We start from the raw sequence: 25,699 nt of genomic DNA on the forward strand, positions 1-25,699 counted from the left end.
GACAAGGACGAGGCTGTCGCGTGGCGAACATCAAGTCCCAGATCAAGCGCAACCGGCAGAACGAGAAGCGCCGGGTGCGTAACAAGTCGGTCAAGTCGTCGCTGAAGACCGCCATCCGGAAGTTCAACGAGGCGAGCGAGGCTGGCGACAACGAGACCGCCGCCGCCCTCATGCGTGACGCCTCGCGCAAGCTGGACCAGGCCGTCAGCAAGGGCGTGATCCACAAAAACCAGGCCGCCAACCGCAAGTCGGCGATCGCCAAGCGCCTCCAGTCGCTGGCCGCCTGACACTCGCACCACCTGCGGGCACCGCCGGAGCCGAAGCGCTCCATGAGCGGTGCCCGTTGCTTTGCCCCTTTTGCCCGAGATTGACCGGCCGGCGGCTACTCGTACCGGCGACTGGCTGACTGGCGCTCGCGCTGGCTCGTGGTATCGGCTTGCTCGGTGTGGTGGGCCGTCGCGTAGGCGTGCTGCCGCCAGGCCGCGTCCAGGTAGCGCCCCGCCGCCGCGTACCGCCCAGCCGTGTCCTTCCGCCCCGTCGCGGGATCGCTGTCCCGGTCCGGCTTGGTCAGGACGGGGAGCTGCGCGGTCGGCTCGGTCAAGCCGGCCGTCTCCTCGCGCGCGGGCGTGTCCTCGCGCTGGGGAGTGTCCTCGCGCTGGCCGCTTGCCTTCTCGTGCAGCTCGGGCGTGTCTTCGCGCTGCCCACTGCTCTCGTCGCGCCGCTCGCCCGCGTCTTCGGGCTGGCCGCCGCTCGCGTTGCGCCGCTCGACCGCGTCTTCTTGTTGGCCGTCGTTTGCGTCGCGCCGCTCGGGCGAGTCTTCGTGCTGCTCTGCCGGGCTTGCCAGGCTTGCTAGCAGAACGGTCGGCGCGGTCAGTGCCGCAACGGCCTCTTTTCGCTGCGCCGAGGTGGCTTTCCTGCGCTGCGTGGTTACCGACGCGTGCCCGGCCATCGGCATGAACGCGATGACCTCTCGCCGCAGCCGCTCCCGCTCGCGCTCGGGCATCCGCGCCGTCGAACGTGCCACCGCACCGGCCACCAGGTCGTTGACCTTCACCATCAGCGCGACCGACACCGGCAGGACCAACACCACCCACCAGCTCACCAGCTCGGCCAGCGCCAAGAGCAGGCCGATGGCGACCGAGCCCTCAAGGTAGACGAAGCAGAGCATGCCGCCTGGGTGGAGGTGGCGCAGGCCCAGCGCCCGGGCGTACAGCGGTCGGTATCGCACCTCCGCCACCGGCTCGGACGCGTGCGTCGCACTTTGCTTGCTCATCGACTCCCACTCCCTCGCCGCGCACCCGGCCTGGCCGCACCCGTCGGGGCACCGGCCGCCGCACCTTGTGAGGCCGCCCCGGAGCCGGCTCGGGCGGAGCCGCCCTGCCGCGCGGCGGCCACCGCGAAGATGGCGCGTTCCAAGGCGTACCCCCGGTCGTCGGAGCCGCCCTTGACCTCGGCGTTGCACTCCGCGGCCGCCTGCATCGCGTCGACCAGGCCCTCCGGGCTCCAGCCGCGACCCTGCCGCTGCGCGCGCTCGATCTTCCAGGCCGGCATGCCGAGGCTGCTCGCGAGCTGGTACGCGCTGCCGCGCCCAGCCGACGCGACCCTCGCCACCGTACGCACGCCGTCGGCGATGGCGTCCGCGATCGGCACCGGGTCGACGCCGACGTGCAGCGCCCACCGCAGTGCCTCCAGCGCGCCCGGCACGTCACCGACCATCGCCGCGTCGGCGACCGTGAAGCCGCTCACCTCGGCGCGGCCCCGGTAGTACCGGGCCACGGTGTCGGCGCCGATCCGCCCGTCGGTGTCGGCGACGAGCTGCGAGCAGGCGGCCGCTAGCTCGCGCAGGTCATTGCCGACGGCGGCGAGCAGTGCTTCCGCCGCGTCATCGGTGCACCGGGCACCCAGCCGCCGGAACTCGTCGCGCACGAACGCCACCCGCTCGCGGTTGCCCTTCAGCTTCATCGCCTGGACCACGGTCGCGCCGGCCGACTTCAGGCCGTCGGCGAGCGCCTTGCCCTTGGCCGCGCCCGGGTGCGTGACCACCAGCGTGACGTCGGGGTCGGGCTGCTTCGCGTACGCCAGCAGTGCCGCCGTCAGGTCCTTCTTGGCGTCCTGGCCATTGCGGATCACGAGCACACGGCGCCCGCCGAAGAGCGAGGGACTCGTCATCTCCGCGATCTCGCCAGGACTCAGCGCGCCACCCTCGTACTCCCGCACGTCGGCACCGGGATCGGCCGCTCGTGCTGTCTCGACGGCGTGGGCCACGGCCCGCGTGACCAGAAGTTCCTCGTCACCAGAGACGAGCACGATCAAGTCGGTGGCTCCTGAAGTCACGCAGCCCATACTGGCACGGCTGATCGTTGGCGTATCGCGTTCGCTCACTCGATCGGGTCGCCGTCGCATCGCTCACCGCCAAAGCGGACAAATCACCACGGTGGATCGCGTCCTCGGACCGCGACGGCAAGCTCTCCGGTACCCGTACGCACCGCGGCTAGGTCACCGTCCACATCGGTGCGCAGCACCCGCGCCCCGCCGCGCGCCAAGCGGCCGAGCACCGACTCGCTCGGATGGCCGTATCCGTTGTCCACTCCCACCGAGACGAGTGCGAGCGCGGGATCCACCGCGTCGAGGAACTCTGGATCTTGGTACGCGGAGCCATGATGCGCGACCTTGAGGACGTCGGCGCGGACACCTGTGGCACCCACCTTGTCGAGCAGGGCGCGCTGCTCCTCACTCTCGGCGTCACCGGCCAGCAGCACGCTCAGCCCGCCGGCCGAGACGCGCACGACAAGGGAGTTGTTGTTGGGGTCCGAGCGGGTGCCACGCATCTCGTACGGCGGCCCGACCACCTCGACCCGTACCTCCCCCACCACGCGCGACCAGCCCACCGTCACCGCCTCGACCGGCACCCGCTTGGCCGCGGCGGAGCGCATCACGAGATCCCGCCCGTACGCCGGCTCGGGCCACGCCGTGGTCACCACCGCGCCGACCGACCGTCCACGGAGGACACCGTCGAGCCCGCCCACATGGTCGGCGTGGAAGTGGGTGACCGCCACCAGTGGTACCGCCCGCACACCGTGGCGCCGCAGGCAGCGGTCGGCCGCCACCGGCTCCGGTCCCGCGTCGATCACCACCGCCTGCCCCGGCCCGACGGGCACCAGCACCGTGTCACCCTGCCCCACGGAACAGACCGCCACGAACCATCCCGCGGGTGGCCAGCCCGACGCCACGAGCCGTACTGGAAGCGCGCCGATGACCACCGCCACGGCGACGACCGCCGCGAGCCGGCGCACGACCCGGCGGCGGGCCGCGACGAGGAAGGCCACCGAGAGCACGCCGAGCAGCAGCGCCCCGGCCACCCCGCCGGGCCACGGAAGGGCGCCGGAGGGCACCCGCGCTCCGTACCGCGCGACCATCACCAGCCACCACGCCGGCCACCCGCCCAGCCACGCGGCGAACGCGGCACCAGCTGGCCAGACCGGCGAAACGATCGCCGCACCGACGCCGAGGAGCGTGGCGGGCGCGATCGCGGGCACGGCGAGCAGGTTGGCGGGGACGGCAACGAGGCTCACCGTGCCGGAGAGCCCGGCGACGACCGGCCCGCAGGCGAACTGCGCTGCCGCCGGAACGGCAAGTGCCTCCGCCGCCCCGGCCGGCACGCCCGCCCGCCGCAGCCCGTCCCGCCAGCGCGGCGCCAGCAGCAGAAGGCCGCTCGTGGCCAGGACCGAGAGCGCGAACCCGGCGTCACCGGCCAGCTCGGGATCCCACACCACGAGCACGGTCACTGCCGCGGCCAACGCCGGCACGGCCGCGCGCGGTCGCCCGCTGGCGAGGGCGATCAACCCGATGGCGCCCATCGCCCCGGCCCGGACCACGCTGGGCGACGGCCGTGCGAGGATCACGAACCCGGCGAGCGCCACGCCGCAGAGAGCCGCCGAGAGCCATGGACCCGCGCGTGCCCAGCGCGCGACAAGCAGTACCGCGCCGATCACGATCGCGACGTTGGCGCCACTTACAGCTACCAAATGGGTCATACCGGTGGTGCGGAAGTCGTCGTCGACCGCCGGATCCAGCCGGCTGGTGTCCCCGACCACGAGGCCGGGCAGCAGGCCGCCGGGCGCGTCGGGCAGCGGCTCGCAGGCGCGCTGGAGACCTGCGCGGAGCGTCCCGGCGGCCCGCTGCGCCCAGGAGGACTCGCCGTGCCGCACGGGCGGAGCGGTGGCCGAAAGCATCGCCGCGCTGAGGTCACCACGGCCGGCCGGGAGCAACCGCCCGGTCGCCGTCAACCGCTGCCCCGGCAGGAGGTCGCGCCACTGTGGATCGCTGGCGAGGACCAGGACCCGCGCCCGCACCGCGATCGACCCGTCCGCCGGCCGCACACCGCGGAGGTAGGCAGCGACAAGGTACGTCTGGGGGCGCCCGGCGAGCGAGCGAACCGGTCGCGGGTCGTCCCGCACGACAAGCTCGACATCGACGCGGGCATGGTCGCGGACCAGCGCGGCGATCGGCTCGGCGTCTCGCGTGGCCACACGGGCCGCGGTCGCGGCGCCGCCGCACACCGCGCCGAGCAGCACGCTGGCGACCACCCAGCCGTAGGGCACCGCTCGCCGCCGCATAACCAGGACCGTCGCCCCAGCGGCCAGGGCGGCGACCACGGCGACCACGATGGCACCGCGCACCGGGACATAGAGAGCGGCTAGCGCGGACAGCCAGGTCGCCACCGCCAGACCGGCCAGCCGTAGGTCGGGCAGCCGTGCGGTGTCTGGACCGGCCGGCTCCCGCGTGCTCATACCGTCACCAGCTCTTTTAGCTGCTCGTAACGCGCGTCGCCGATGCCGTCGACCTGCCGGAGGTCGCTCACTGTCCGAAATGGGCCACTCTTCTCGCGGTGGTCGAGGATGCGCTGGGCGAGCACCGGACCGACGCCGGGCAGCGAGTCGAGCTGCGCGAGCGTGGCGGTGTTGAGGTTGACCTTGCCGCCTGCGGCGCCACCGCCGGTCGCCCCCTCGGGCGGCGGCACACCACCGGCCGGGTCGCCGGGCGGCGCGGTCACGCCGACGAGGATCAGCTCGCCGTCGGTCACCTTGCGGGCGAGGTTGAGCAACGCGATGTCGGTGCCTGGGAGCACGCCACCGGCCGCGGTCAGCGCGTCGGCCACGCGGGAACCCTCGGGGAGCCGCACGAGACCGGGCTTGCGGACCTTGCCGGCAACCGCCACCACGACCTCACCACCACCACTGGCGGCGGCCGTCGCTCGATCCTGCGGGGCATCGCCGGTCGCGGCCGGGACGGGCTCGGCCGCCACTGGCTCGGACCGGGGCCGCGAATACCAGGCGATCGCCGCGGCGATGAGCACGACGACAGCGGCCACGGCCGCCAGTGACCGCACGCCCCGCCGGCCCGGATCGAACGCCGACCCGCCGCCGGCCCGGCTAGGCCGATCGTCGTCACGCCCTTCCGGGTGACCGCCTATGCGACCGTCGCCGACCTGCTCGCCGTCGCCGGTGAACGGGTCGCGGTCCCACCCGCCCGCCAGCGCCGGAGGTGGCGGGCCGCCAGGCACGGCCCGCCCACCGTCCCACGGACCGCCAACCGCCGCCCGTGGAAGAGCAGGCACCGGATGGCCACCAGCTCCCGAGACCGCCGGCGAAGAGCCTGGCAGCTCATGATCGGCCAGCACAGGCCCGCGCGACGAGGCGGCCGCGCGCGGCAGCGGAATGGTAGGCCGGGGAACGGCCGCCCGACCTGGCGGGATGGCCGGCGGTGGGAGATCCGGCGGTGTGATGGCCTGCCGACCCGCCTGCGCTCGTGCCTTGAGGCGGTGCAGGCGTTGCCGCACCGCGCTCTGCTCGTCCCTTGATGCCCCCTGCACGCCGCGACGCTATGCGCGAGCCACGGGCCCGCGTGGCGGCGGCGGCCTCCGCTGTGGACGGCGCGGGCGCCTGTGGAAAACGCCCTGATCAAGCGCCGATCTGCTATGCGCGGCGGTGCACCACGACGCCGAACAGGCCGGGGCCGACGTGGGCCGCGACCACCGCGCCCACCTCGGTTATGTACCGCTCGTGTAGGCGCTCTCCCAGCCGCTCGCCCAGCGCGCCGGCCAGCGCCGCAGCCCGCTCCGCGGCGCCCAGGTGGTGCACCGCGATGTCCACATCGGACTCGGCAGTGGTCTCCACGGCGAGCTCGACCAGGCGGGCCACGCCGCGGCTGGGGGTCCGGACCTTGTCGCGCACCACGATCGCGCCCTTGGAGACGAGCAGGATCGGCTTGACCGACAGCGCGGTGCCGAGCAGTGCCGACGCCGCGCCGATGCGGCCACCACGGCGGAGGAACTCGAGCGTGTCCACGTACAGCAGCGTGGTGGTGCGGTCGATGGCGTCGGCGGCTGCTCCGCGTACCCCATCCAGGTCAGCGCCCTCGGCGGCGGCTGCGGCGGCCGCGAGCGCCGGGAAGCCCAGGCCCATGCCCGTGGATTGGGCGTCGACCACCGCGAGGCGCTCCCCCACCTGCGCCGCGGCGAGGGTGGCGGACTCGAACGTGCCGGACAACTCGGCGGACAGGTGGACCGACACGACGCCGGTCGCGCCGGCGTCGAGCAGGCGGCGGTACGTGGAGACGAACACCTCGGGCGACGGCCGCGAGGTCGTCACCGCGACCCGCCGCGCGCTGAGCGCCCGGGCCACCTCCGCAGAGGTGGCGTCCAGGCCCTCGCGGCCCTCGACACCGTTGATCACGACGGTGAGCGGGACGACGGTGATGCCGTGCCCGGCCGGAAGGTATGCGGTGGAATCGGTGACGACCGCGACGCTCACGGCACCGCACCAAACGCACCGAGCCCGACACTCCACCTGCCGGCACGCTCGCTCCGCACGCTCATGCGGGCACGGTAGCGGATCAGGCTGTCAACGCGACACGATCTCGGTGACCACGAACGGCGTACCTTGCTGGCAGGTGGTCATCATGCCCTGCTCCACCTGCCCGCGGACCGTGAGCTGGGCGCCGATCCGCAGGTCCTCCTTGTTGATCCCGGGGCCGGCCATCAGCAGGTACTGGTCGATCAGCCGGCAGCCCATCTCGACGCCCTGAACCACCGTGCCGCTCACCTCGATCGACCCACCACCTGAGGGCTTGCCGGACGGCGTGGGGGTAGGCAGGTCTTCCGGGAACGACGGCGAGGCTGAGGGAGAAGGGGCTGAGGAAGACGACGACGGAGCCACGGCGTCACCTCCTGACGAGTCATCGGTGCCGGCACAGCCGCCCAGCAGCGCAGCCGCCACCAGGACGACAAGAGCGCGGCGAATACCCATGCCAGATGCGACGTTACCCAACCGCACGCGGTTCCTCACACGGGAGAAGGAGTGGGCCGATGCGCGGACGGCCCCGCGTTGTGGGCCCGCAGCCACCACCCGCGCACAGGATCGTGGCCGAGGTCGGTCCAGTGGCAGTTTTGCAGCGGCCCCACCCGGCGCAGCACCTCGGTCGACCAGCCGAGCAGGAAGCCGCAGCCCTGCCTCGCCGCGCCGCCGTGGGTGGCCACGACGATCGTGCCGCCGGGCGTCTGGTCGGCCGCGTCCTGGAGCGCCTGGCCGACCCGTTTGCCGAGGTCGTCGAGGGTCTCCACGTCGCAGCCCTCCGGCTGCTCGCCGGCCCGCCAGCGGGCGTGCTCGCTCGGGTACCGCTCGGCCACCTCGGCCATCGTGAGGCCCTGCCACTTCCCATACGAACGCTCGCGCAGCCGCGGATCGGTGCGCACCGGCAGCCCGGTCAGCGCGGCCAGCGCGGCGGCGGTGTCGGCGGCGCGCCGCAGGTCGCTGGCGACGATCGCATCGGGGTGGAAGCCGGCGAGCAGCGGGGCAGCCGTCTCCGCCTGCTCCCGACCGAGGTCGTTGAGGGCGGTGTCGGTCTGGCCTTGGACGCGGTCACTCGCATTCCAGTCGGTGTTGCCGTGGCGCCAGACGATGAGGCGGCTCATTCCGCCTCTACCAGCGCGCGATCCACGAACGGGATCGTCGGGCAGTCCTTCCACAGCCGGTCGAGGGCGTAGAACTCACGCTCCTCGGTGTGCTGCACGTGCACCACGATGTCGACGTAGTCGAGCAGGACCCAGCGACCGGAACGCTCGCCCTCGCGCCGCACCGGCTTCGCCTTTTCCGGCAGGTTTACCAGGGCTTCCTCGATCGCGTCGACGATCGCCTGCACCTGCCGCTCGTTTGGCGCGGAGGCGAGCACGAATGCGTCCGTGATGACCATCTGATCGGCCACGTCGATGATGACGATGTCCTGCGCCTTTTTGTCGGCGGCGGCCTGGGCGGCGCTCAGCGCCATCTCACGGGCGCGCTCGGATGCACTCACTCGACTAGCCTCTCACACCGGCTCACCGGCCGGGCAACGGTAAAGGCGACAAATCATCTGTAAAGGCGCCTCTTGGCGATGTACTGCACCACACCATCCGGGACGAGATACCAGACTGGCTTGCCCATCGCGACGCGCGCTCGGCAATCGGTCGATGATATGGCCATCGCTGGGACCTGCACAAGGCTCACCGTGTCGGCCGGCAGATGATCGTCGGAGAGCGCGAACCCGGGCCGGGTCACCCCGATGAAATGCGCCATCTCGAACATCAGGTCGGTGTCTTTCCAGGACAGCAGCTTCTGTAGCGCGTCCGCGCCGGTGATGAAGAAGAGTTGGGCCTTCGGACCGTACTCGGCGCGCAGGTCACGGAGGGTGTCCACGGTATAGGTGGGGCCGTCGCGGTCGATGTCGACACGGCTGACGTGAAACTGCGGGTTGGAGGCGGTCGCGATCACTGTCATGAGGTACCGGTCCTCGGCCGGGCTCACCGTGACGTCGCCCTTCTGCCACGGCTCGCCGGTGGGCACGAAGACCACCTCGTCGAGCGCGAACCGGTTGGCCACCTCGCTCGCCGCCACGAGGTGGCCGTGGTGGATCGGGTCGAATGTGCCACCCATGATGCCGATCCGCCGCGTATCGTCCGCCATGGCCGAATCGTAGATCGTTACCGATCGGCCGCGAGCCACAAGGGCCCGGTCGCCGCGAATCATCCGCGGGCGGCGAGCGCCCGGCGCAGGTCGTCGTCCAAGTCGATCACGACCCGGCGCAGGCCCGGCTCCAGGTCGTCGCGGGCCAGCAGCGTCGCGGCCGCCTCCCGGGTGGACGCCGCCACGGCGTAGCGGGGAAATGCGCTCTTCGCGACCCGGTCGGCGACCCAGGGGGTACGCAGTCGCGCGGCGGCCGGCATGTCGGCGAAGTAACGATCCACATAGGACTCTGTGAGGTCGGCCTGCTCCGGCTGCCAGAACCCCTCGGCGTGTGCCTCGACAAGCCGGTTGGAGAGCGTCGTGTCCTCGATGACGACCCGCCAGGCCCGCTCCTTCGCCGACGCGTCGGGTAGCGCGGCCCAGCACCGGGCCGCCCACTGCTCGCCTGTCGCGCTCCGGTCGTTGGCCAGCTCCGCCTCGATCAGGTCCGGGTAGGCCGCGCCGAGCACCACCAGCCGGTAGCACAGCGCCCAGCGCAGGTCGGTGTCGATCCGCAGCCCTTCGGGCACGTGCCGGCCCTTGAGCCAGCCGGCGAGGCGGCGCGTGTCGGTGCTCGCCTCGATGAGCCCACGCGCCGCCGCGAGCTGAAGCGAACCGCCGGGTGGCGCGCTGCCGAGCAGCCGGTCACAGGCCATCGCCACCGGCTGTAGCGCGATCTCCCGCCGCGCCGGGTCGAGGTAGCGGTCGAGCAGGTCGCCGGTCATACCCAGCACCCCCTCGACCATGAGGGGCTCGGTCTCCAGCGGCAGCGCGGTCACCACGAGCGCGACCAGGTCGGCGGGCGGGCTCTCGCCGTCGCGCACCGAGTCGACCGTCGTCGACCACAGCACCGCGCGGTCGAGCGAGTCGTCCAGCGCCGGCAGGATCCCCGGCGCGGCGGCGGCCGAGGCGGCGTCCAGGCGCACCTTGGCGAAGGTCAGGTCGCCGGAGTTGACCAGTAGCAGGTCGGCGATGGGCTCGCCGGCCAGCTCGGCCACCTCGGTGCGCTCCCCCTCGACGTCGACCGGCACGAGACGGCGCAACACCGGCCCGTCGTACACACCGACTCCCATGCGGTGCGGGCGGGGCGCACCCGTCTGGACGATGTGGACGCTCTCGTACCGTCTGTCCACTGTGGTCACATCAGTCCGCAGCGTGTCGACGCCGGCTCGCCGCAGCCACAGGTCGGCCCAGCCGCGCAGGTCACGCCCGCTGGCCTCGCTGAGCACTGCAAGCAGGTCGGCGAGCGTCGCGTTGCCGAACCGATGAGCCGCGAAGTGCGCCCGCAGCCCGGCGAAGAACGCCTCGTCGCCGAGCGAGGCGACAAGCTGGCGGAGCACCGAGGCGCCCTTGGCGTACGAGATGCCGTCGAAGTTGAGCAGCCCGTGCGCCGCGTCGACCACCTCGTCCGGCGCGACAGGGTGGGTGGAGGGGCGCTGGTCGGCGATGTATCCGGAAGCCTTGCGCCGCAACCCGAAGGTGGTCCACGCGCGGTCGAAGCGGGTCGACTCGGCGGTCACCCGCACGCCCAGGTACTCCGCGAACGACTCGTTCAGCCAGAGGTCGTCCCACCAGCGCATGGTCACCAGGTCGCCGAACCACTGGTGCGCCATCTCGTGCGCGATCACCACGGCCCGCCACTCGCGGTCGCCCTCGGTCACCGCCGAGCGGAAGATGTAGTCGTCGCGGAACGTCACCAGCCCGGGGTTTTCCATCGCGCCCGCGTTGAACTCGGGCACGAACGCCTGGTCGTACTTGCCGAACGGGTAGCGCACGCCGAAGAGCTCGTGGAAGCGGTCGAAGCACGCCTTCGTGATCTCGAAGAGCTCGTCGGCGTCCTTGTCCAGGTGGGCGGCGAGCGACCGCCGACAGAGCAGGCGCAGCGGGATGCCGTCGTGCTCGTCGTGACGCACGTGGTACGGACCGGCGACGAGCGACACGAAGTACGTGGCCAGCGGCGGCGTGGGCGCGAACCGCCCGTCACCCTCGTCCGCGCCGTTGGCCGCGACGAGCCACCCCTCCGGCGCACGCACGCTAAGCGTGAGCAGCGCCTTCAGGTCGGGCTGGTCGAAGCAGGCGAAGATGCGCTGTGCGTGGTCCAGGAAGGACATCGCGTACAGGTACGTCTCGCCGTCGGCCGGGTCGACGAAGCGGTGCAGCCCTTCGCCGGTGTTGGAATACGCCATCTCCGCCTCGACCACCAGCTCGTTGAACTCGGCGAGGTCGGTCAGCGGAAGGCGGTTGTCGATGAGCGTGGAGACGTCGAGGGGTCTGCCGTTGAGCGTGGCCGACCGCAGCTCGGCCGGCTTGATCTCGGCGAACGTCTCGGCGCCGGCGCGGGCGGAGCGGAAGCGCACCGTGACGGCGGAGCCGAACCGCTCGGGACCGCCGGTCACGTCCAGCTCCACGTCATACGACTCGACGGTGAGCAGCTCGGCACGCTCGGCCGCCTCGGCCCGGGTGAGGCTACGCATCCGCCCATCCTGCCCGATCACGTGCGGTATAGCCTTCCCCCGCGAACCGCCCTCGCCACTCGAGGGCCGAAAAGAAGGAGTTGGCGATGGCCCAGCACCCCAAGGGTGACTTCGACCTGAGCCGGGCGATGTGGCAGCGGGCCAAGGACGACGACTCGGAGAGCGCGGTCGAGGTCGCCTTCGTCGACGACCTCATCGGCCTACGCAACTCCGGCGAACCGGACGGCCCCGTGCTGGTCTTCACCAAGGACGAGTGGGACGCCTTCGTGGGTGGCGCACAGGACGGTGAGTTTGACATCGAGTGACCGGACGCCTACCCCACCAGCTCGCGGACCGCGTCCATCCGGGTGATCCGGGGCGCGAGCCGGCGTAGCTGGAGCGCGAGGTTCATCGCCACGAGCACCGGCTCCTCTTCGGGCAGGTCATAGCCCAGCCGGCGGCGCAGCCACTGCACGACCTCGACCCAGCTGTAGAACGACGTGTCGCAGCCGGGGTTGAGCGGTGGCGGGAAGCCACCCGGCCCCTGCCGGCCGACCGACCACAGGCGGACGATCTCACGGGACCGCCCGATCCTGGCCGCGACATCGGCGAGCGTTACCCAGTCGCCGGCCGCGACCCTTAGCGGACGGAGCCCCGCCGACTCGACGTCACGCACGGCCGCCGCGACCGCCTCGGCGAGATCAGCCGCCTGCCGGCGCACGACCACCGCGCCGAGGCCGTCTCGCGGGCCCGGGGTCGGGGCGAGCCCGTCGTACGGCCGCAGGACCGCCCTACCCGGCACACCGGCCACCACCAGCACGAACTCCTGAAGCTCCACGACCCCCTCCTCCGGAACCTCTGGCCACCACGGCCCAGTGCGCGGGGCCGGTCGAGCCGAGACGCGTGCCCCGACCGCCGTCCGGGCCCGCCGCGGGCCGGCCATGCCCCTTTGAACCTGGCCCAGTGAAGCCCACCCCCACGCCCCACCGGAGGAGCCAACACAGGGGCCAGCACCTGGCCCCCTGCTACTGTGGCCACATGCGTACGACGCTCCGGCATCTCGGCTGGTGGACCGCCTGACGGGCGGCCAACACGCGTTCACGCAGACCCCGAGACCTCGACGGCCGCCCCTCCGGGCGGCCGTTTCGCATGTCCGGAGCAGGGCGGCTCCCGTACCCCAAAGGGAGCCCAAAGATGACGACAACCGCGACCCTCACCGGTTTCAAGCCCACCGGCCACCTCCAGCTGGGCAACCTGCTGGGCGCCATCAGGCCGGTCGTCGCCGCGCAGCGGCGGACGCGGCCGGTGGCCTTCGTGGCCGACCTGCACGCGATGACCGTGCCTCACGAACCGGCGCAGCTGCGCCGGCTCACCATCGAGGTAGCGCAGCTGCTGCTCGCCGCGGGCGTCGACCCCGAGCGGAGCCTCTTCTACGTGCAGTCCCAGGTGCCCGAGCACGCCGAGCTGCATTTTCTGCTGGAGTGCGCGACCCGCTATGGAGAGGCGCACCGCATGATCCAGTTCAAGGAGCGGTCGTCCAACCGGGGCAGCCGGCTGAGCCTGCTCACGTACCCGGTGCTGATGGCCGCCGACATCCTGCTGCACGACACGGCGGAGGTACCGGTCGGCGAGGACCAGCGGCAGCACGTGGAGCTGGCGCGGGACGTTGCCAGCCGGTTCAACACCCACTATGGACAGACGTTCGTGGTGCCACGCGCGGTGAACCCCGAGGTCGCGGCGCGGGTCATGGACCTGTCCGACCCCACCGCCAAGATGAGCAAGACCAGCGGCGCACCCGGCACGCTCTTCCTGCTCGACCCGCCCGAGGTGATCGAGCGGAAGGTGATGCGGGCAGTCACCGATTCGGGTGACACGGTCAGCTACGAGCCGGAGACCAGGCCGGGGGTGGCCAACCTGCTGGAGATCATCGCCGGCTGCACGGGCGGGTCACCCGCCGCTCTGGCGTCCGGTTTCGCCTCGTACGGCGCGCTCAAGCGCGCCGTCGCCGAGGCGGTGATCGGCACCGTCCGTCCCGTCCAGGCCCGCTTCGCCGAGCTTTCCCGCGATCCTGGGTACGTACGGAGAGTGCTCGCCGACGGTGCGGAGCAGGCGCGGGACGTCACGGCCGAAACAGTCCACCGGGCGCGGAGGGCGCTGGGCCTGATCGCGTGAGATCGCCCCGATCGGGTAGAGATCATGGCGGAGGAGGGAGTGTGTACTCATGAGCGGTGGGCAGCAAGGCACTGAGCTGCGGCACAGCCCCTGGCTGGTACTCGCGACGCTCTGCCTCGGCTTCTTCATGATCCTTTTGGACACCACGATCGTGAACATCGCGATCCCGGACATGAGCGCCGCCCTCAATGCGTCGCTTGACCAGATCCTGTGGATCGTCAACGCGTACGTGCTGGTCTACGCCGTTCTCCTGATCACCGCCGGCCGCCTCGGCGACCTGTATGGCCCCAAGCAGCTGTTCATCGTCGGCCTGGTGGTGTTCACGCTGGCCTCGGCCGCGTGCGGGTTCGCCAACAGCTCGGGCCAGCTGGTGGCCGCCCGGGTCGTGCAAGGGGTCGGCGGCGCGCTGCTCACCCCGCAGACGCTCTCGGTGATCACGGTGATCTTCCCACCGGAGAAGCGCGGCGCCGCCTTCGGTGTCTGGGGTGGCGTGGCCGGCGTCGCCACGGTCACCGGCCCCACACTCGGCGGCTACCTGGTCACCGACTGGGGCTGGGAGTGGATCTTCTTCGTCAACGTGCCGGTCGGCATCGTCACCGTCGTGCTCGCCGCGATCGTGATGCCCAACCTCAAGCTCAACCGCCGCCACCGGCTCGACTGGACCGGTACGCTGCTCGCCTCGACCGGGCTCTTCCTGATCACGTTCGGCCTGATCGAGGGCGAGCCGCACCACTGGGGCAAGGTGTGGGGCCCGATCACGATCCCGGAGCTGATCGGCGCCGGCGTACTGCTGATGGTGCTCTTCTTCGTGCACCAGTACGTCACCCGGAAGAAGGAGCCGCTCGTCCCGTTCTCGATCTTCTCGGACCGCAACTTCTCGCTGATGAACTGGGTGGTCGGCGCGATCGCGTTCGCCATGCTCGGGCTCTTCCTGCCCCTGGTGATCTACCTCCAGTCGGTGATCGGGCTGAGCGCGCTGCGGGCTGGTATCGCGGTGGCCCCGCTGTCGCTGCTCGCCATGGTCATCGCCCCGTTCGCCGGGCGTGCGGCCGACCGGATGGGCGGCAAGTGGATCCTGTTCACCGGGCTCACCCTTTGGTCCGCCGGCATGGCGCTGGTGGTGTGGCTGGCCCGCGCCAACGCCGGTCAGTGGACCCTCCTGCCCGGCCTCCTGATCGCCGGCGCCGGCCTCGGCATGACGTTCGCGCCGCTACAGACGATCGCGATGCGGAACATCGCGCCGCCCATGGCCGGCGCCGCCTCGGGCCTGATCAACACCAGCCGGCAGCTCGGTGGCGTGGTGGGTTCGGCGGCGGTCGGCGCACTGCTCCAGGCCCGGCTCGCGACGGAGCTGCCGCGGGCCGCGCGTGAGGAGGCCAGCACGCTGCCCGAGCAGTACCGGCAGCAGTTCGTCAACGAGTTCACCCAGGCCAACACCGGCAGCCTGCACGTGGGTGCGGGGCAGACCGGCGTACCGCTGCCGCCCGGGCTACCGGAGCAGGCGCGGCAGATCATCGCGGCGGCGGCGGAGAGGGCATTCCGGGAGGGCTTCACCCATGCGATGCGCCTGACGCTGATCCTCCCGCTGGCGGTCCTCGCGGCGGCGGCGCTCTCCTGCCTCTTCATCCGCGGTCGCGGCCGGCTGAGCAGACGTGAGCGGGACACCGCACCGGCCGCGGTGGGTGGCTGACAGCGAGCGGAACGAAACCGCCTCATATTCCCAGCGGCGCGACGCTTTACGAATACCGCGAATACCGGCTGTGCTCAGGCAGCGACAAGAATGCGCTTTTCGAAACCGTTCGCCTGTGTCCGGCCATATCCCGCGGAACGGAGCAGCGCCAAAGCGGCCGGCAGGTAAACACCGGCGTCCAGCCGGAGCACCACATACCCCGCATCGAGGGCCATCTCCTCCAGGGCGGCCAGCATCTGGCGGGCGATGCCCCGGCCTCGGAACGCGGGTCGCACGTACATCCGCTTGATAGCACCGCTCTGCGCGTCGAGCGTCTGGAGTGCGCCGCAGGCCACGGCCCGCCCGTCGACCACGCCCACGAGGTGCTGGGCGCCGTCTTCATAGGTGAACTCCAGCCCGCCGCCGACCTCACGGAGCTCGCGCTGCAATGCCGTAATCAGCGTGCCCAACTCGGCATCACTGATAGGGCGGGCTTCTATCAACACCGGTCCAAAGTAGCCGGACGCGATTTCCGACAGGTTTCGTGCATGTGGCCCAGATACGGACACTATTCGTCCGTGGAGTCCGACTCCGAGGTCGATTTGGTGAACTCGATGACGGCTCCGCTGGTCGCGTCGCGTTGCGGCTGCCGGGCCCGGTGCGCGGCGAGCCGCTCGGCCGCGGTGGCCCGGCTCGAGCCATCCTCCAGCCGGGCGTCGGTGCCTCGCGGGCCCTGCGCGTACTCCCCGGCGGTCGGATGCCAGTCGAACTCCCGCGCGCCGATCCGCACCAGATCGCCCGGCTCGGCACCGGCCTTGGCCAATGCGTCCTCGACGCCGAGCCGCTCCAGCCGGTCGGCGAGGAAGCCCACCGCCTCGTCGTTGTCGAAGTTTGTCTGCCGCACCCACCGCTCGGGCCGGGGCCGCGTACGACGTACGCCCCAGCCTCCTCGGTGATCGTGAACCCGGCGTCGTCCACCGCCGGCGGGCGGATCACGATGCGCGTCGGCTCGGGCGCGGGTGCCAGCTCGCGGGCCTGCCGCACCAGGTCGGCCAGCGCGTACGTCAGCTCCTTGAGCCCCTCACGGGTCGCGGTGCTCACCTCGAAGACCGCCAGCCCCCGCGCCTCGATGTCGGGGCGGGTGATCTCGGCCAGGTCCCGGGCGTCGGGCACGTCGACCTTGTTGAGCACCACCAGGCGGGGACGGTCGGCGAGCCCGCCGTACTCGGAAAGCTCCGCCTCGATCGCGTCGATGTCGCTGAGCGGGTCCCGCCCAGGCTCGAGCGTGGCGGCGTCGACCACGTGCACGAGTACGGCGCAGCGCTCGATGTGACGCAGGAACTCCAGCCCAAGCCCCTTGCCCGTCGCCGCACCCGGGATCAGCCCCGGCACGTCGGCGATGGTGAACGTGTTGTCGTCGATCCGCACGACGCCAAGGTTCGGCACCAGCGTGGTGAACGGGTAGTCGGCGATCTTGGGCTTGGCCGCGGAGAGCACGGAGATCAACGACGACTTGCCCGCCGACGGGAAGCCGACCAGGCCCACGTCGGCCACGCTCTTCAGCTCCAGCACGACGTCGAGCCGGTCGCCGGGCTCGCCGAGCTCGGCGAAGCCGGGCGCCTTGCGGCGGGAGCTGGCGAGCGCCGCGTTGCCCCGGCCGCCCCGGCCACCCCGCGCGATCTCGATCGTGGTGCCGGCGCCCACCAGGTCGGCGATCGTCTCGCCACCCGTGGTCTGTATGACCGTGCCGTCCGGCACCTTCAGCACCAGGTCGCCACCGTTGGCCCCGTCGCGGTTGGAGCCCTGGCCGCCCTTGCCGTTTTCCGCCTTGATGTGCGGCCGGAAATGGAAGTCGAGCAGCGTGTGCACCTGCGGGTCGACGACCAGCGACACGGTGCCGCCGTGCCCGCCATTGCCGCCGTCCGGGCCACCAAACGGCTTGAACTTCTCCCGGTGGATGGAGACGCAACCGTGCCCGCCGTCACCCGCCTGGAGGTACAGCACGACCCGGTCGACGAACGTCGCCACGTCCTCATCCTTTCAAAACACAGCGAAGCGGGCCGGTAACCCCCGGCCCGCTTCGGAAGCTAACGCTGTTACTGCTGCGCCGGCACGATGCTGACGGTCTTGCGCCCGCGCTTGGTGCCGAACTGGACCGCACCCGGCGCCAGCGCGAAGAGCGTGTCGTCGCCACCGCGGCCGACCAGATCACCCGGGTGGAACTTGGTGCCACGCTGGCGGAGGATGATCTCGCCCGCGCTGACGACCTGCCCGCCGAACCGCTTCACGCCCAGGCGCTTTGCCCCCGAGTCGCGGCCGTTGCGCGAGCTGGAAGCACCCTTTTTGTGAGCCATGTCGCCTCGCTCCTACTTCCCGCTGGAGATGCTGGTCACCTTGACCTGGGTCAGCGGCTGGCGGTGCCCCTGGCGCTTGTGGTAACCGGTCTTGTTCTTGAACTTGTGGATCCGGATCTTCGGGCCCTTGGTGTGTGCGGCGATCTCGGCGGAGACCGAGACCTCCGCCAGCTTTGCCGCGTCGGTGACCAGGTCGTCACCGTCGACGAGGAGCACTGCGGGGAGCGTCACCGCATCGCCGGGCTCGCCGACGAGCTTCTCGACCTCGATCACGTCGCCCTCGGCGACCTTGTACTGCTTGCCGCCGGTCTTGACGATCGCGTACATCGGACGCGGACTCCCTGTCGCTAAGCGGATGTTTACGGGCACAAAAACCTGGCGCACCGAACGTGCGCCACAGGAAAGAATACGCCACGTCCCGGCACCCCGCCAAATCGGCGGTGGGCGGTTACGCCGCGCACAACGTGTCGAGACGCTGCTGGAGCTGGTCCAGCTTGGCGCTGTCCACGGTGTCGAGGTCGGCGCGCATCTTGCCGACCTCGTTGCCGATCTCGGTCAGCACGGTCCGCAGCCGCCCGTCGGTGGCCTTGGCCGCCTGGTCCTTCATCGCCTGGGACCACGTGGCGAGCGCGGCCTCGGCCTTCTGCCGGGCCTCGTACTCGGCCTTGCCGTCGCCCTTCCCGGTCGCGGCGAGCATGTTGCCAAGCTCGGCCAGGAACGTGGCCACGCCCTTCTCGCCAGCCGCCACCGCGTCCGCGCACACCTGCTTGGCGTTGCCGCCAGCCGGCGCGGTCTCCGCCGTCCCCGGTGGGACAGCCGCACCGGATGGGTCAGCCGTACCGGGTTGGCCGGCCGGACCGGAGGTCGTATCGGGCGCCACGGACGTGCCCGACGAGGCGGAAGGCGAGGCGGCCGGCCGGTCGGCCGAACACCCCGCCCCCGCGAGCACAAGCGCGACAACGACCACCAGCAGAGGAGATCGATTCATGGGGCAGAGCCTACGGGCGCGTACGCCGCCGAGCACCACCGCGCCGAGTCCGCCGCCGGCCCGCCGTCCCGGCTGCCGCCTCGTCGCCCTCTTCGTCCTCGTCGATCCCGTCCGGGTCGTCCGGGCTGGCCAGGCGCATCGGCTCGACGGCGTCCGCCACGACCGGGTCGTCCTCCATCGCGTTCTCGTAACGCGACAGGTCGTACCCCATCGTCTCGTCCTCGTCGAAGGCCGGCGCCGCCTCCACCGGCTCAGCCGAGACGGAGGTCGCGGCGCCCTTGCGGCCCCGGCGCCGGCCGCTGATGACACCCGACGAGCCGTTGGCCGGGGTCTCCGTCCGCGTCGCCGCCGCGACGGCCTTGACCTTGTCGCCCGCTCCGGCCGAGGAGACCGGGGCTGCCCCGCCGGCCGTACCCTTGGCCGGCACCGGCTCGGTGTGGATGATCACGCCACGGCCCTTGCAGACCTCGCAGGTCTCGCTGAACGCCTCCAGGAGCCCCGCGCCGATCCGCTTGCGGGTCATCTGCACGAGGCCGAGTGAGGTGATCTCGGTGACCTGGTGCTTGGTGCGGTCGCGCCCCAGACACTCGGTGAGGCGGCGCAGCACGAGTTCGCGGTTGGACTCCAGCACCATGTCGATGAAGTCGATCACCACGATGCCGCCCAGGTCGCGCAGCCGCAGCTGGCGCACGATCTCCTCGGCGGCCTCGAGGTTGTTTCGGGTGACGGTCTCCTCGAGGTTGCCGCCCGCGCCGGTGTACTTACCGGTGTTGACGTCGATGACCGTCATCGCCTCGGTGCGGTCGATCACCAGGTGCCCGCCGGAGGGCAGGAAGACCTTCCGGTCCAGGCCCTTGAGGATCTGCTCGTCGATCCTCTTCTCGGCGAAGACGTCGACCGCGCCGGCGTGCCGCCGCAGCCGCTCCACCAGGTCAGGCGACACGTGCTGGAGGTACGACTCGACCATGTCGTACGCGCCGTCGCCCTGCACCACGAGTTCGCGGAAGTCTTCGTTGAACAGGTCACGGACGACCCGGATGACGAGGTCGGGCTCCTCGTAGAGCAGCGCCGGGGCGCCACCCTCGGCGGCCCGCGCCTGGATGTCCTCCCACTGCGCCTGGAGCCGCTTGACGTCGCGGGCCAGCTCGTCCTCGCTGGCGCCCTCGGCGGCGGTACGCACGATCACGCCGGCGCCGTCCGGTACGAGCTTCTTCAGCACGTCGCGCAGGCGCTTGCGCTCGTTGTCCGGAAGCTTGCGGCTGATGCCGGAGGCGTTGCCGTGCGGCACGTACACAAGGTGCCGCCCGGAAAGGGCGATGTGGCTGGTGAGCCGCGCGCCCTTGTGGCCGATCGGATCCTTGGTGACCTGCACGAGCACCGAGTCGCCGGACTTGAGGGCCTGCTCGATCGAGCGAGCGCGCCCCTCCAGGCCGGTGGCGTCCCAGTTGACCTCGCCGGCGTACAGCACGGCGTTGCGGCCGCGCCCCACGTCGACGAAGGCCGCCTCCATGCTGGGCAGGACGTTCTGCACCTTGCCGAGGTACACGTTGCCGGCCATGGTGCCGGCAGAGGCGCGGGTCACGTAGTGCTCGACAAGCACGCCGTCTTCCAGCACCGCGATCTGCGTGCGGTCGCCGCGCTGGCGCACGACCATCACCCGGTCGACCGCCTCGCGGCGGGCCAGGAACTCCGACTCACTCAAGATCGGCGGTCGGGTGCGGCGCTGCTCGCGGCCGTCGCGGCGGCGCTGGCGCTTGGCCTCGAGGCGGGTCGAGCCGGAGACGCCCTGCACCTCGTCGGTGCCGCGCCGCGGCTCACGGATCTTGACGACCGTCGGCACGCCGTCGTCGGCGCCGGCCTCGACGTCGCTGGCGCCCTTGCGCCGCCGGCGGCGGCGCCGGCGGGTCAGCGGCTCGCCGTCCTCGTCTTCCTCTTCCTCTTCGGCCGCCTCGGCCGCGACCTCTTCCTCTTCGGCCTCGTCCTCGGCGGTCCCCCGCCCGCGGCCCCGGCCGCGGCGGCCACGGCGCCGCCGCCGGCGACCGAGGCCTTCCTCGTCCTCTTCGTCCTCTTCGTCTTCCTCGTCCTCTTCGGCCTCTTCAGCCTCCACCGCGGTGATCTCCGGGAGGACCTCCGGCTCCGCTTCCGCGATTTCGGTGGTACGCCGTCCGCGGCGCCGCCGGCGCGCGGGCTCGACCGTCTCGGCGGCCTCTTCTTCGTCTTCGGTGCCCGCCGCCGGGACGGCCTCGGGCTCGACCACCGGCTCCACGGCGACTTCCGCGCGTGCCTTACGGGCGGCCCTGGCCGGCGGTTCTTCCTCGGCCTCCGGTGCCATGAAGAGCACGGTCGGGGCCGACAGCGCGGCCCGGCGGCGCCGGCTCGTCGGCGGCTCCTCGACGGGCTCGGTGACGGGCTGGTCGGCAGGCTCCTCGACGGTCGCCGGCTCGGTCACCACCGCCTCGGTGACCGGCTCGGCCAACGGTTCGGTAGCCGCGGCCGCCTTCTTTCGCCTGGTACGCGTGACCTTGACGGGGGCAGGCTCCGCCACGACCGGCGCGGCTTCCGCGGCGATTTCCGGCGTCGTGCCCGATTCGTCCGGCGGGACGACCTTGCGTCGCCTCCGGGTCGGCGTGGTCGGTGCGGCAGCCTCCGCACTCGCCTCGGACGGCTCGGCCGGCTCGGCGACCTTGCGCCGGGTCCGGACGCGCTTGACGGGGATGATGCTTTCGGCGGTATCGCCGGCCGGCTCGGAACCGGTCCGGTCACCGCCCTCTGGCTCGTTGTCGAGCATGGGCGTTCTCCAGTTCTGGCGGCCCCGGGCGCGGGTGAGCGCTGCCACGCAGGGTCGCCGCAAAGTGTTTCCGGCGGCTCGCCCAGGAGGGCTGGCCACCGAAGTCTGCCTTCTGAGCGCTGGCCGGAGACCGGCTAGCGTTCACCGATGGGTATCCCGTCGCGATCCGCCTCCAACGGATCGACGATCGCCCCCTGCGCGGTCAGCGTGCCCTGCGCCAGCCGGGTCGCCCGAGCGGGCACCGGCGGCTCCAGGTCGGCCACCACGCGAAGGCCGGCAAGAACGTCATCGGGCCGTACGGACGGGGTGACCTGCCGTACGACTAGGTCGAGTATCGCACACGGTACGCCCGTGACCTCGCTAGGTGCCGCGGACTCAGAGATCACAGAGATGGCGGCCACTGCGTTCCGCGTGTCGAACGTACGCCGGCCCTGCTTCGTGAGGCGCTCCACGAGCACCTCCTCGGCGGCTGTGAAAGCGGCCACCGCCTTCTCCAGCGTCTCGGGCTCGACGCCGGAAAGCTCGATCCGCCACGAGGAGGCGTCGATCCGGTCGGGCAGGCTGGTACCGGCCCGCGCCTCGACCGCGTCCAGCACATCCAGGCCGGGTGAGAGGGCCTCGTCGAGCGACGCGCGGACCACCGCTGGGTCGGCCGTGGCCTGGAGGCCGATCTCCAGGTACTCCGCCTCGCTGGCCACCCCGGTCGGCGCCGCCGAGGCGTACGAAATCTTGGGGTGCGGGGTGAAGCCCTGCGAGAAGGCGATCGGCACTCCGGCCCGGCGTACAGCCCGCTCGAAGGCGCGGGCGAAGTCGCGATGCGAGGTGAACCGGAGCGGACCACGCTTGGCGTACCGGATCCGGATCCGCTGCACGACCGGCGCCTGGCCCCCTCCGGCTGTGGTTTCTTGCTGATCGTCTAGCTCCTGTCAGGTCGGCGCTGCTCTCGCAGGGTCAGCGCGCGGAGGCGACCGGCGTCAGTGGCAGCAGCTTGCGCCCGGTGGGGCCGATCTGGATCTCCGTGTCCATCGACGGGCAGACGCCACAGTCGAAGCACGGGGTCCAGCGGCAGTCATCCTGCTCGTACTCCGAGCGCGAGTCCTGCCAGTCCTGCCAGAGCCAGTCCTTGTCGAGGCCGGAGTCGAGGTGGTCCCAGGGCAGGACCTCGGCCTGCTCCCGCTCGCGGGTCGTGTACCAGTCGAGGTCGACGCCGTACGCCGGCAGGACCGCCACGGCGGCGTCCACCCACCGCTGGTACGAGAAGTGCTCGCTCCACCCGTCGAAGCGGCCACCCTCTTCCCAGACGCGGCGGATCACCGCGCCGACACGGCGGTCACCGCGGGAGAGCAGCCCTTCGATAAGTGAGGGCTCGCCGTCGTGGTAGCGGAAACCGATCGCCCGGCCGAGCGACCGCTCGGAGTTGATCTCGGCCTTCAGCTTTCGCAGCCGGCCGTCGATAACCTCCGGCGAGCACATGGAAGCCCACTGGAACGGCGTGTGCGGCTTGGGTACGAACCCGCCGATCGACACCGTGCAGCGGATGTCCTTGGAGCCCGTGGCCGCCCGTCCGGCCCGGATGACCTCGTGCGCGAGGCGGGCGATCTGGAGCACGTCCTCGTCGGTCTCGGTGGGCAGGCCGCACATGAAGTAGAGCTTCACCTGGCGCCAGCCGTTGCTGTACGCGGTGACGACGGTGCGGATGAGGTCCTCCTCCGACACCATTTTGTTGATCACCTTGCGGATCCGCTCCGAGCCGCCCTCAGGCGCGAACGTGAGCCCGGTGCGCCGCCCGTTGCGGGACAGCTCCTGGGCCAGCGTGATGTTGAACGCGTCGACCCGGGTCGAGGGAGTGAGAGCGAGACGTTGGTGCCTTCGTACTGGCCGGCGAGGCCGGAGCAGATATCCCCGATCTCGGAGTGGTCGGCCGAGGAGAGCGAGAGCAGCCCCACCTCGGAGAAGCCGGAAAACTCCAGCCCTTCCTTGACCATCTGCCCGACCGTCGTGATCGACCGCTCCCGCACCGGGCGGGTGATCATGCCGGCCTGGCAGAAGCGGCAGCCGCGCGTGCAGCCCCGGAAGATCTCCACCGCGTACCGCTCGTGCACCGTCTCGGCGAGCGGGACCAGCGGCTTCTTCGGGTACGGCCACTCGTCGAGGTTCATCGTCGTACGCTTGTGCACCCGGAAGGGCACACCTGCCTGATTGGGCACCACCCGCTGGATCCGGCCATCCGGCAGGTAGTCGACGTCGTAAAAGCGCGGCACGTACACACTCTCGGTGCGGGCCAGGCGCAGCAGCAGCTCGTCGCGGCCACCGGGGCAGCCCTCGGCCTTCCACGCCCGGACGATCCCGGTGATTTCCAGGACCGCTTCCTCACCGTCACCGAGCACCGCCGCGTCGACGAAGTCGGCGATCGGCTCCGGGTTGAACGCCGCGTGCCCGCCCGCGACGACCAGCGGGTGCGCCGTCGTGCGGTCACGCGCCAGGAGCGGGATGCCGGCCAGGTCGAGCGCGGTGAGCAGGTTTGTGTAGCCGAGCTCTGTCGCGAACGAGACGCCGAGCAGGTCGAACGCCCCCACCGGCCGGTGCGCGTCGACAGTGAACTGCGGCACGCCGTGCTCGCGCATCAGCCGCTCGAGGTCGGGCCAGACCGCGTAGGTGCGCTCGGCCAGCACGTCGGGCAGCTCGTTGAGCACCTCGTACAGGATCTGGACGCCCTGGTTGGGCAGACCCACCTCGTACGCGTCCGGGTACATCAGCGCCCAACGCACGGCCGCCGAGTCCCAGTCTTTGACGACCGCGCCCAGCTCGCCGCCGACGTACTGGATCGGCTTGCTGATGCGCGGCAGCAACTGCTCCAGCTGCGGAAAGACGGACAGGACGCTCACGAATCCTCCATAGGGTTACCCAATTGGCCAGAGTACGCGTGTGGACTCGCCCGCCGGTGGGCTGGTGCGGCGGTACTAGCCTCAGAGGAGTCACGAGCCGCTGTGGAGGGAGTGCACGGGAAGATGCCGGGATCGGATCCCGACCCCACGCGACCGGAGCACCGGGAGGACGAGCCGACGGCCGTGACCCCGCCCGCCGACGACGACGGCGTGAGCGGCGTCAAGCCCACCCTCAAGGAGCCGCCGCGCTGGTCCGGCTCCGCGGCCGTTCCGCCGCCTTCGGAGAAGAAGCGCAAGCGCTGGCTGGCCACCGCACACGACCTCGAGGTGCCCGGGCCGGCACCGTCGCCGCCACCGCGCGACCCGACGATGCAGATGTCCGAGGAGGAGCGCCGGGCGTACGAGAGCGGCGCGCCCGTGGACCCCTGGGCCGACGCCGACCCGCTCGACCAGCCGTACCCGCGGACCCTGCTTGACGTGCCGCACGCGCCGCCGCTGGCGCTCCCACCGGCACCACCCCCGCAGCCGCCCGCCCTTCCTCCGGCGCGCCGCCAGGCGGCGCCGCCCCACCACCTCCGCCACCACCCGCGCACCTTCCGGCCCGGCAGGTCGGGCAGCCGCTGCCCGACGTGCGCAAGCCGCCGAAGAAGCGGAAGTCGCGCAAGGGCCCGCCGCCACCGCCGCTCCAGGGACCGCCGCCGGGGTGGCAGCCTCCACAGGGGTACGTTCCGGTCGCGGTGCGCCGGCGCCGGCGCAAGTGGCCGTGGGTGTTCCTCTTCCTGACGCTGGCCTGCTGCTGCGGGTGCCCGGCGTACTTCGGCAAGCCGATGTGGGAGCAGTACCCGGCCTCCGCCTCGCTGCCGGCCGAGATCTCCGACCTGAGCCTCCGCGACGACGCGGCCAGCAAGCGCGTGGTCACGCAGCTGAAGACCGACCTGCGTGGGGCTCACGTGCTGGCCGAGGACACGTTCGCCGGGGTGTATTCGGACGGCGCCGGCAAGCGGGTCATGCTCTTCGGCACCACCGGCTTCCGCTTCTCTCCCGAGTCCGACCTGGAAAAGGAGATCACCCGGCTCACCGAGCGGTACGGGCTGCGGCAGGTGGAGTCGATCGACACCGGCACCCGCGGTGAGTACCTGCGCTGCGGCGTGGGCAAGGAGGGCCAGGCCACGGTTGCCGTGTGCGGGTGGGCCGACCACGGGAGCCTCGCCACCGGCGTCTTCACCCGCCGCTCCGTCGACGACAGCGCCACCCTGATGGAACGACTCAGGGGGACTATCGTAAGTCGCGGTTAGTAATTGACCGTAAACCGACAGTGATAATTCGGGGTTACGGATGGCCATGACCAGGCA

Annotated in this window: 21 protein-coding genes and 4 pseudogenes; 6 read left to right on the forward strand and 19 right to left on the reverse strand. The window is 71.5% G+C overall.

Annotation, left to right across the window (positions count from 1 at the left end; genetic code table 11):
- The first annotated feature begins 20 nt into the window (after positions 1-20).
- Positions 21-287 (forward strand): 30S ribosomal protein S20, encoded by a 267-nt coding sequence (gene rpsT, locus Pflav_RS27275; protein ID WP_173039290.1) that lies wholly within the window; start codon positions 21-23, stop codon positions 285-287.
- Positions 288-928: 641 nt separating this feature from the next.
- Here rpsT and Pflav_RS46330 read toward each other — a convergent pair.
- The 10 genes and pseudogenes from Pflav_RS46330 to pepN form a co-directional block, all read right to left on the reverse strand.
- Positions 929-1,273: pseudogene (locus tag Pflav_RS46330) on the reverse strand (hypothetical protein); the annotation flags it as partial.
- A gap of 95 nt (positions 1,274-1,368) precedes the next feature.
- Positions 1,369-2,343: pseudogene (gene holA, locus Pflav_RS27285) on the reverse strand (DNA polymerase III subunit delta); the annotation flags it as partial.
- A gap of 83 nt (positions 2,344-2,426) precedes the next feature.
- Complete coding sequence (locus Pflav_RS27290; RefSeq protein WP_173039296.1) at positions 2,427-4,790, reverse strand: ComEC/Rec2 family competence protein; 2,364 nt, start codon at positions 4,788-4,790, stop codon at positions 2,427-2,429.
- On the reverse strand, positions 4,787-5,617 hold the full coding sequence (locus Pflav_RS27295; RefSeq protein WP_173039298.1) for a ComEA family DNA-binding protein: 831 nt from the start codon (positions 5,615-5,617) through the stop codon (positions 4,787-4,789). Before Pflav_RS27295 ends, Pflav_RS27290 begins: the two co-directional genes overlap by 4 nt.
- Before the next feature lie 358 nt (positions 5,618-5,975).
- Entirely contained in the window at positions 5,976-6,812 is an 837-nt protein-coding gene (locus tag Pflav_RS27300; RefSeq protein ID WP_173039300.1) for a DegV family protein, read from the reverse strand.
- Positions 6,813-6,902: 90 nt separating this feature from the next.
- Positions 6,903-7,307 (reverse strand): hypothetical protein, encoded by a 405-nt coding sequence (locus tag Pflav_RS27305; RefSeq protein WP_173039302.1) that lies wholly within the window; start codon positions 7,305-7,307, stop codon positions 6,903-6,905.
- Positions 7,308-7,342: 35 nt separating this feature from the next.
- A complete protein-coding gene (locus Pflav_RS27310) occupies positions 7,343-7,972 on the reverse strand; it encodes a histidine phosphatase family protein (RefSeq protein WP_173039304.1) in 630 nt (209 codons plus the stop codon).
- Entirely contained in the window at positions 7,969-8,352 is a 384-nt protein-coding gene (gene rsfS / locus Pflav_RS27315) for a ribosome silencing factor (protein WP_173039306.1), read from the reverse strand. The genes Pflav_RS27310 and rsfS overlap by 4 nt, the downstream gene beginning before the upstream one ends.
- A gap of 53 nt (positions 8,353-8,405) precedes the next feature.
- Positions 8,406-8,999 (reverse strand): nicotinate-nucleotide adenylyltransferase, encoded by a 594-nt coding sequence (nadD, locus tag Pflav_RS27320; protein WP_173039308.1) that lies wholly within the window; start codon positions 8,997-8,999, stop codon positions 8,406-8,408.
- A 59-nt stretch (positions 9,000-9,058) separates the two neighbouring features.
- On the reverse strand, positions 9,059-11,512 hold the full coding sequence (gene pepN, locus Pflav_RS27325; RefSeq protein WP_173039310.1) for an aminopeptidase N: 2,454 nt from the start codon (positions 11,510-11,512) through the stop codon (positions 9,059-9,061).
- 86 nt (positions 11,513-11,598) lie between these two features.
- Here pepN and Pflav_RS27330 point away from each other — a divergent pair, with 86 nt between their 5' ends.
- A complete protein-coding gene (locus Pflav_RS27330) occupies positions 11,599-11,817 on the forward strand; it encodes a DUF397 domain-containing protein (RefSeq protein WP_173039312.1) in 219 nt (72 codons plus the stop codon).
- A gap of 8 nt (positions 11,818-11,825) precedes the next feature.
- Here Pflav_RS27330 and Pflav_RS27335 read toward each other — a convergent pair whose 3' ends face one another.
- Positions 11,826-12,329, reverse strand: a complete 504-nt coding sequence (locus tag Pflav_RS27335; RefSeq protein WP_173039314.1) for a hypothetical protein — start codon at positions 12,327-12,329, stop codon at positions 11,826-11,828.
- 356 nt (positions 12,330-12,685) lie between these two features.
- Here Pflav_RS27335 and trpS point away from each other — a divergent pair, with 356 nt between their 5' ends.
- Positions 12,686-13,663, forward strand: coding sequence for a tryptophan--tRNA ligase (trpS, locus tag Pflav_RS27340; RefSeq protein ID WP_173039316.1), 978 nt, complete (start codon positions 12,686-12,688; stop codon positions 13,661-13,663).
- Positions 13,664-13,712: 49 nt separating this feature from the next.
- On the forward strand, positions 13,713-15,353 hold the full coding sequence (locus Pflav_RS27345; RefSeq protein WP_173039318.1) for an MFS transporter: 1,641 nt from the start codon (positions 13,713-13,715) through the stop codon (positions 15,351-15,353).
- 74 nt (positions 15,354-15,427) lie between these two features.
- Here the strand turns inward: Pflav_RS27345 and Pflav_RS27350 are convergent, their stop codons facing one another.
- The 8 genes and pseudogenes from Pflav_RS27350 to Pflav_RS27385 form a co-directional block, all read right to left on the reverse strand.
- On the reverse strand, positions 15,428-15,838 hold the full coding sequence (locus Pflav_RS27350; protein WP_173039320.1) for a GNAT family N-acetyltransferase: 411 nt from the start codon (positions 15,836-15,838) through the stop codon (positions 15,428-15,430).
- A gap of 62 nt (positions 15,839-15,900) precedes the next feature.
- Positions 15,901-17,360, reverse strand: a pseudogene (obgE, locus tag Pflav_RS27355) (GTPase ObgE).
- Positions 17,361-17,428: 68 nt separating this feature from the next.
- Positions 17,429-17,686 carry a 50S ribosomal protein L27 gene (rpmA, locus tag Pflav_RS27360; RefSeq protein ID WP_173039322.1) on the reverse strand — a complete coding sequence of 86 codons (258 nt, stop codon included), beginning with the start codon at positions 17,684-17,686 and terminating at the stop codon, positions 17,429-17,431.
- 12 nt (positions 17,687-17,698) lie between these two features.
- Complete coding sequence (gene rplU, locus Pflav_RS27365; RefSeq protein WP_173039323.1) at positions 17,699-18,013, reverse strand: 50S ribosomal protein L21; 315 nt, start codon at positions 18,011-18,013, stop codon at positions 17,699-17,701.
- A gap of 121 nt (positions 18,014-18,134) precedes the next feature.
- Positions 18,135-18,674 (reverse strand): hypothetical protein, encoded by a 540-nt coding sequence (locus Pflav_RS27370; protein WP_173039324.1) that lies wholly within the window; start codon positions 18,672-18,674, stop codon positions 18,135-18,137.
- A gap of 10 nt (positions 18,675-18,684) precedes the next feature.
- A complete protein-coding gene (locus tag Pflav_RS27375; protein ID WP_173039325.1) occupies positions 18,685-21,462 on the reverse strand; it encodes an Rne/Rng family ribonuclease in 2,778 nt (925 codons plus the stop codon).
- Between the two features lie 134 nt (positions 21,463-21,596).
- The gene (locus Pflav_RS27380; RefSeq protein WP_173039326.1) at positions 21,597-22,334 is read right to left on the reverse strand and encodes a TIGR03936 family radical SAM-associated protein; all 738 of its coding nucleotides are present in this window, start codon (positions 22,332-22,334) and stop codon (positions 21,597-21,599) included.
- A 79-nt stretch (positions 22,335-22,413) separates the two neighbouring features.
- Positions 22,414-24,347 (reverse strand): annotated as a pseudogene (locus tag Pflav_RS27385) (TIGR03960 family B12-binding radical SAM protein).
- Between the two features lie 123 nt (positions 24,348-24,470).
- Between Pflav_RS27385 and Pflav_RS27390 the strand changes: the two are divergent.
- Together Pflav_RS27390 and Pflav_RS27395 are read left to right on the forward strand one after the other, a co-directional pair.
- Positions 24,471-25,130, forward strand: a complete 660-nt coding sequence (locus Pflav_RS27390) for a hypothetical protein (protein WP_173039327.1) — start codon at positions 24,471-24,473, stop codon at positions 25,128-25,130.
- Positions 25,115-25,642 carry a hypothetical protein gene (locus tag Pflav_RS27395; protein ID WP_232071976.1) on the forward strand — a complete coding sequence of 176 codons (528 nt, stop codon included), beginning with the start codon at positions 25,115-25,117 and terminating at the stop codon, positions 25,640-25,642. The genes Pflav_RS27390 and Pflav_RS27395 overlap by 16 nt, the downstream gene beginning before the upstream one ends.
- The last annotated feature ends 57 nt before the right edge of the window (positions 25,643-25,699 follow it).

This window comes from Phytohabitans flavus, assembly GCF_011764545.1.
Taxonomy (GTDB): domain Bacteria; phylum Actinomycetota; class Actinomycetes; order Mycobacteriales; family Micromonosporaceae; genus Phytohabitans; species Phytohabitans flavus.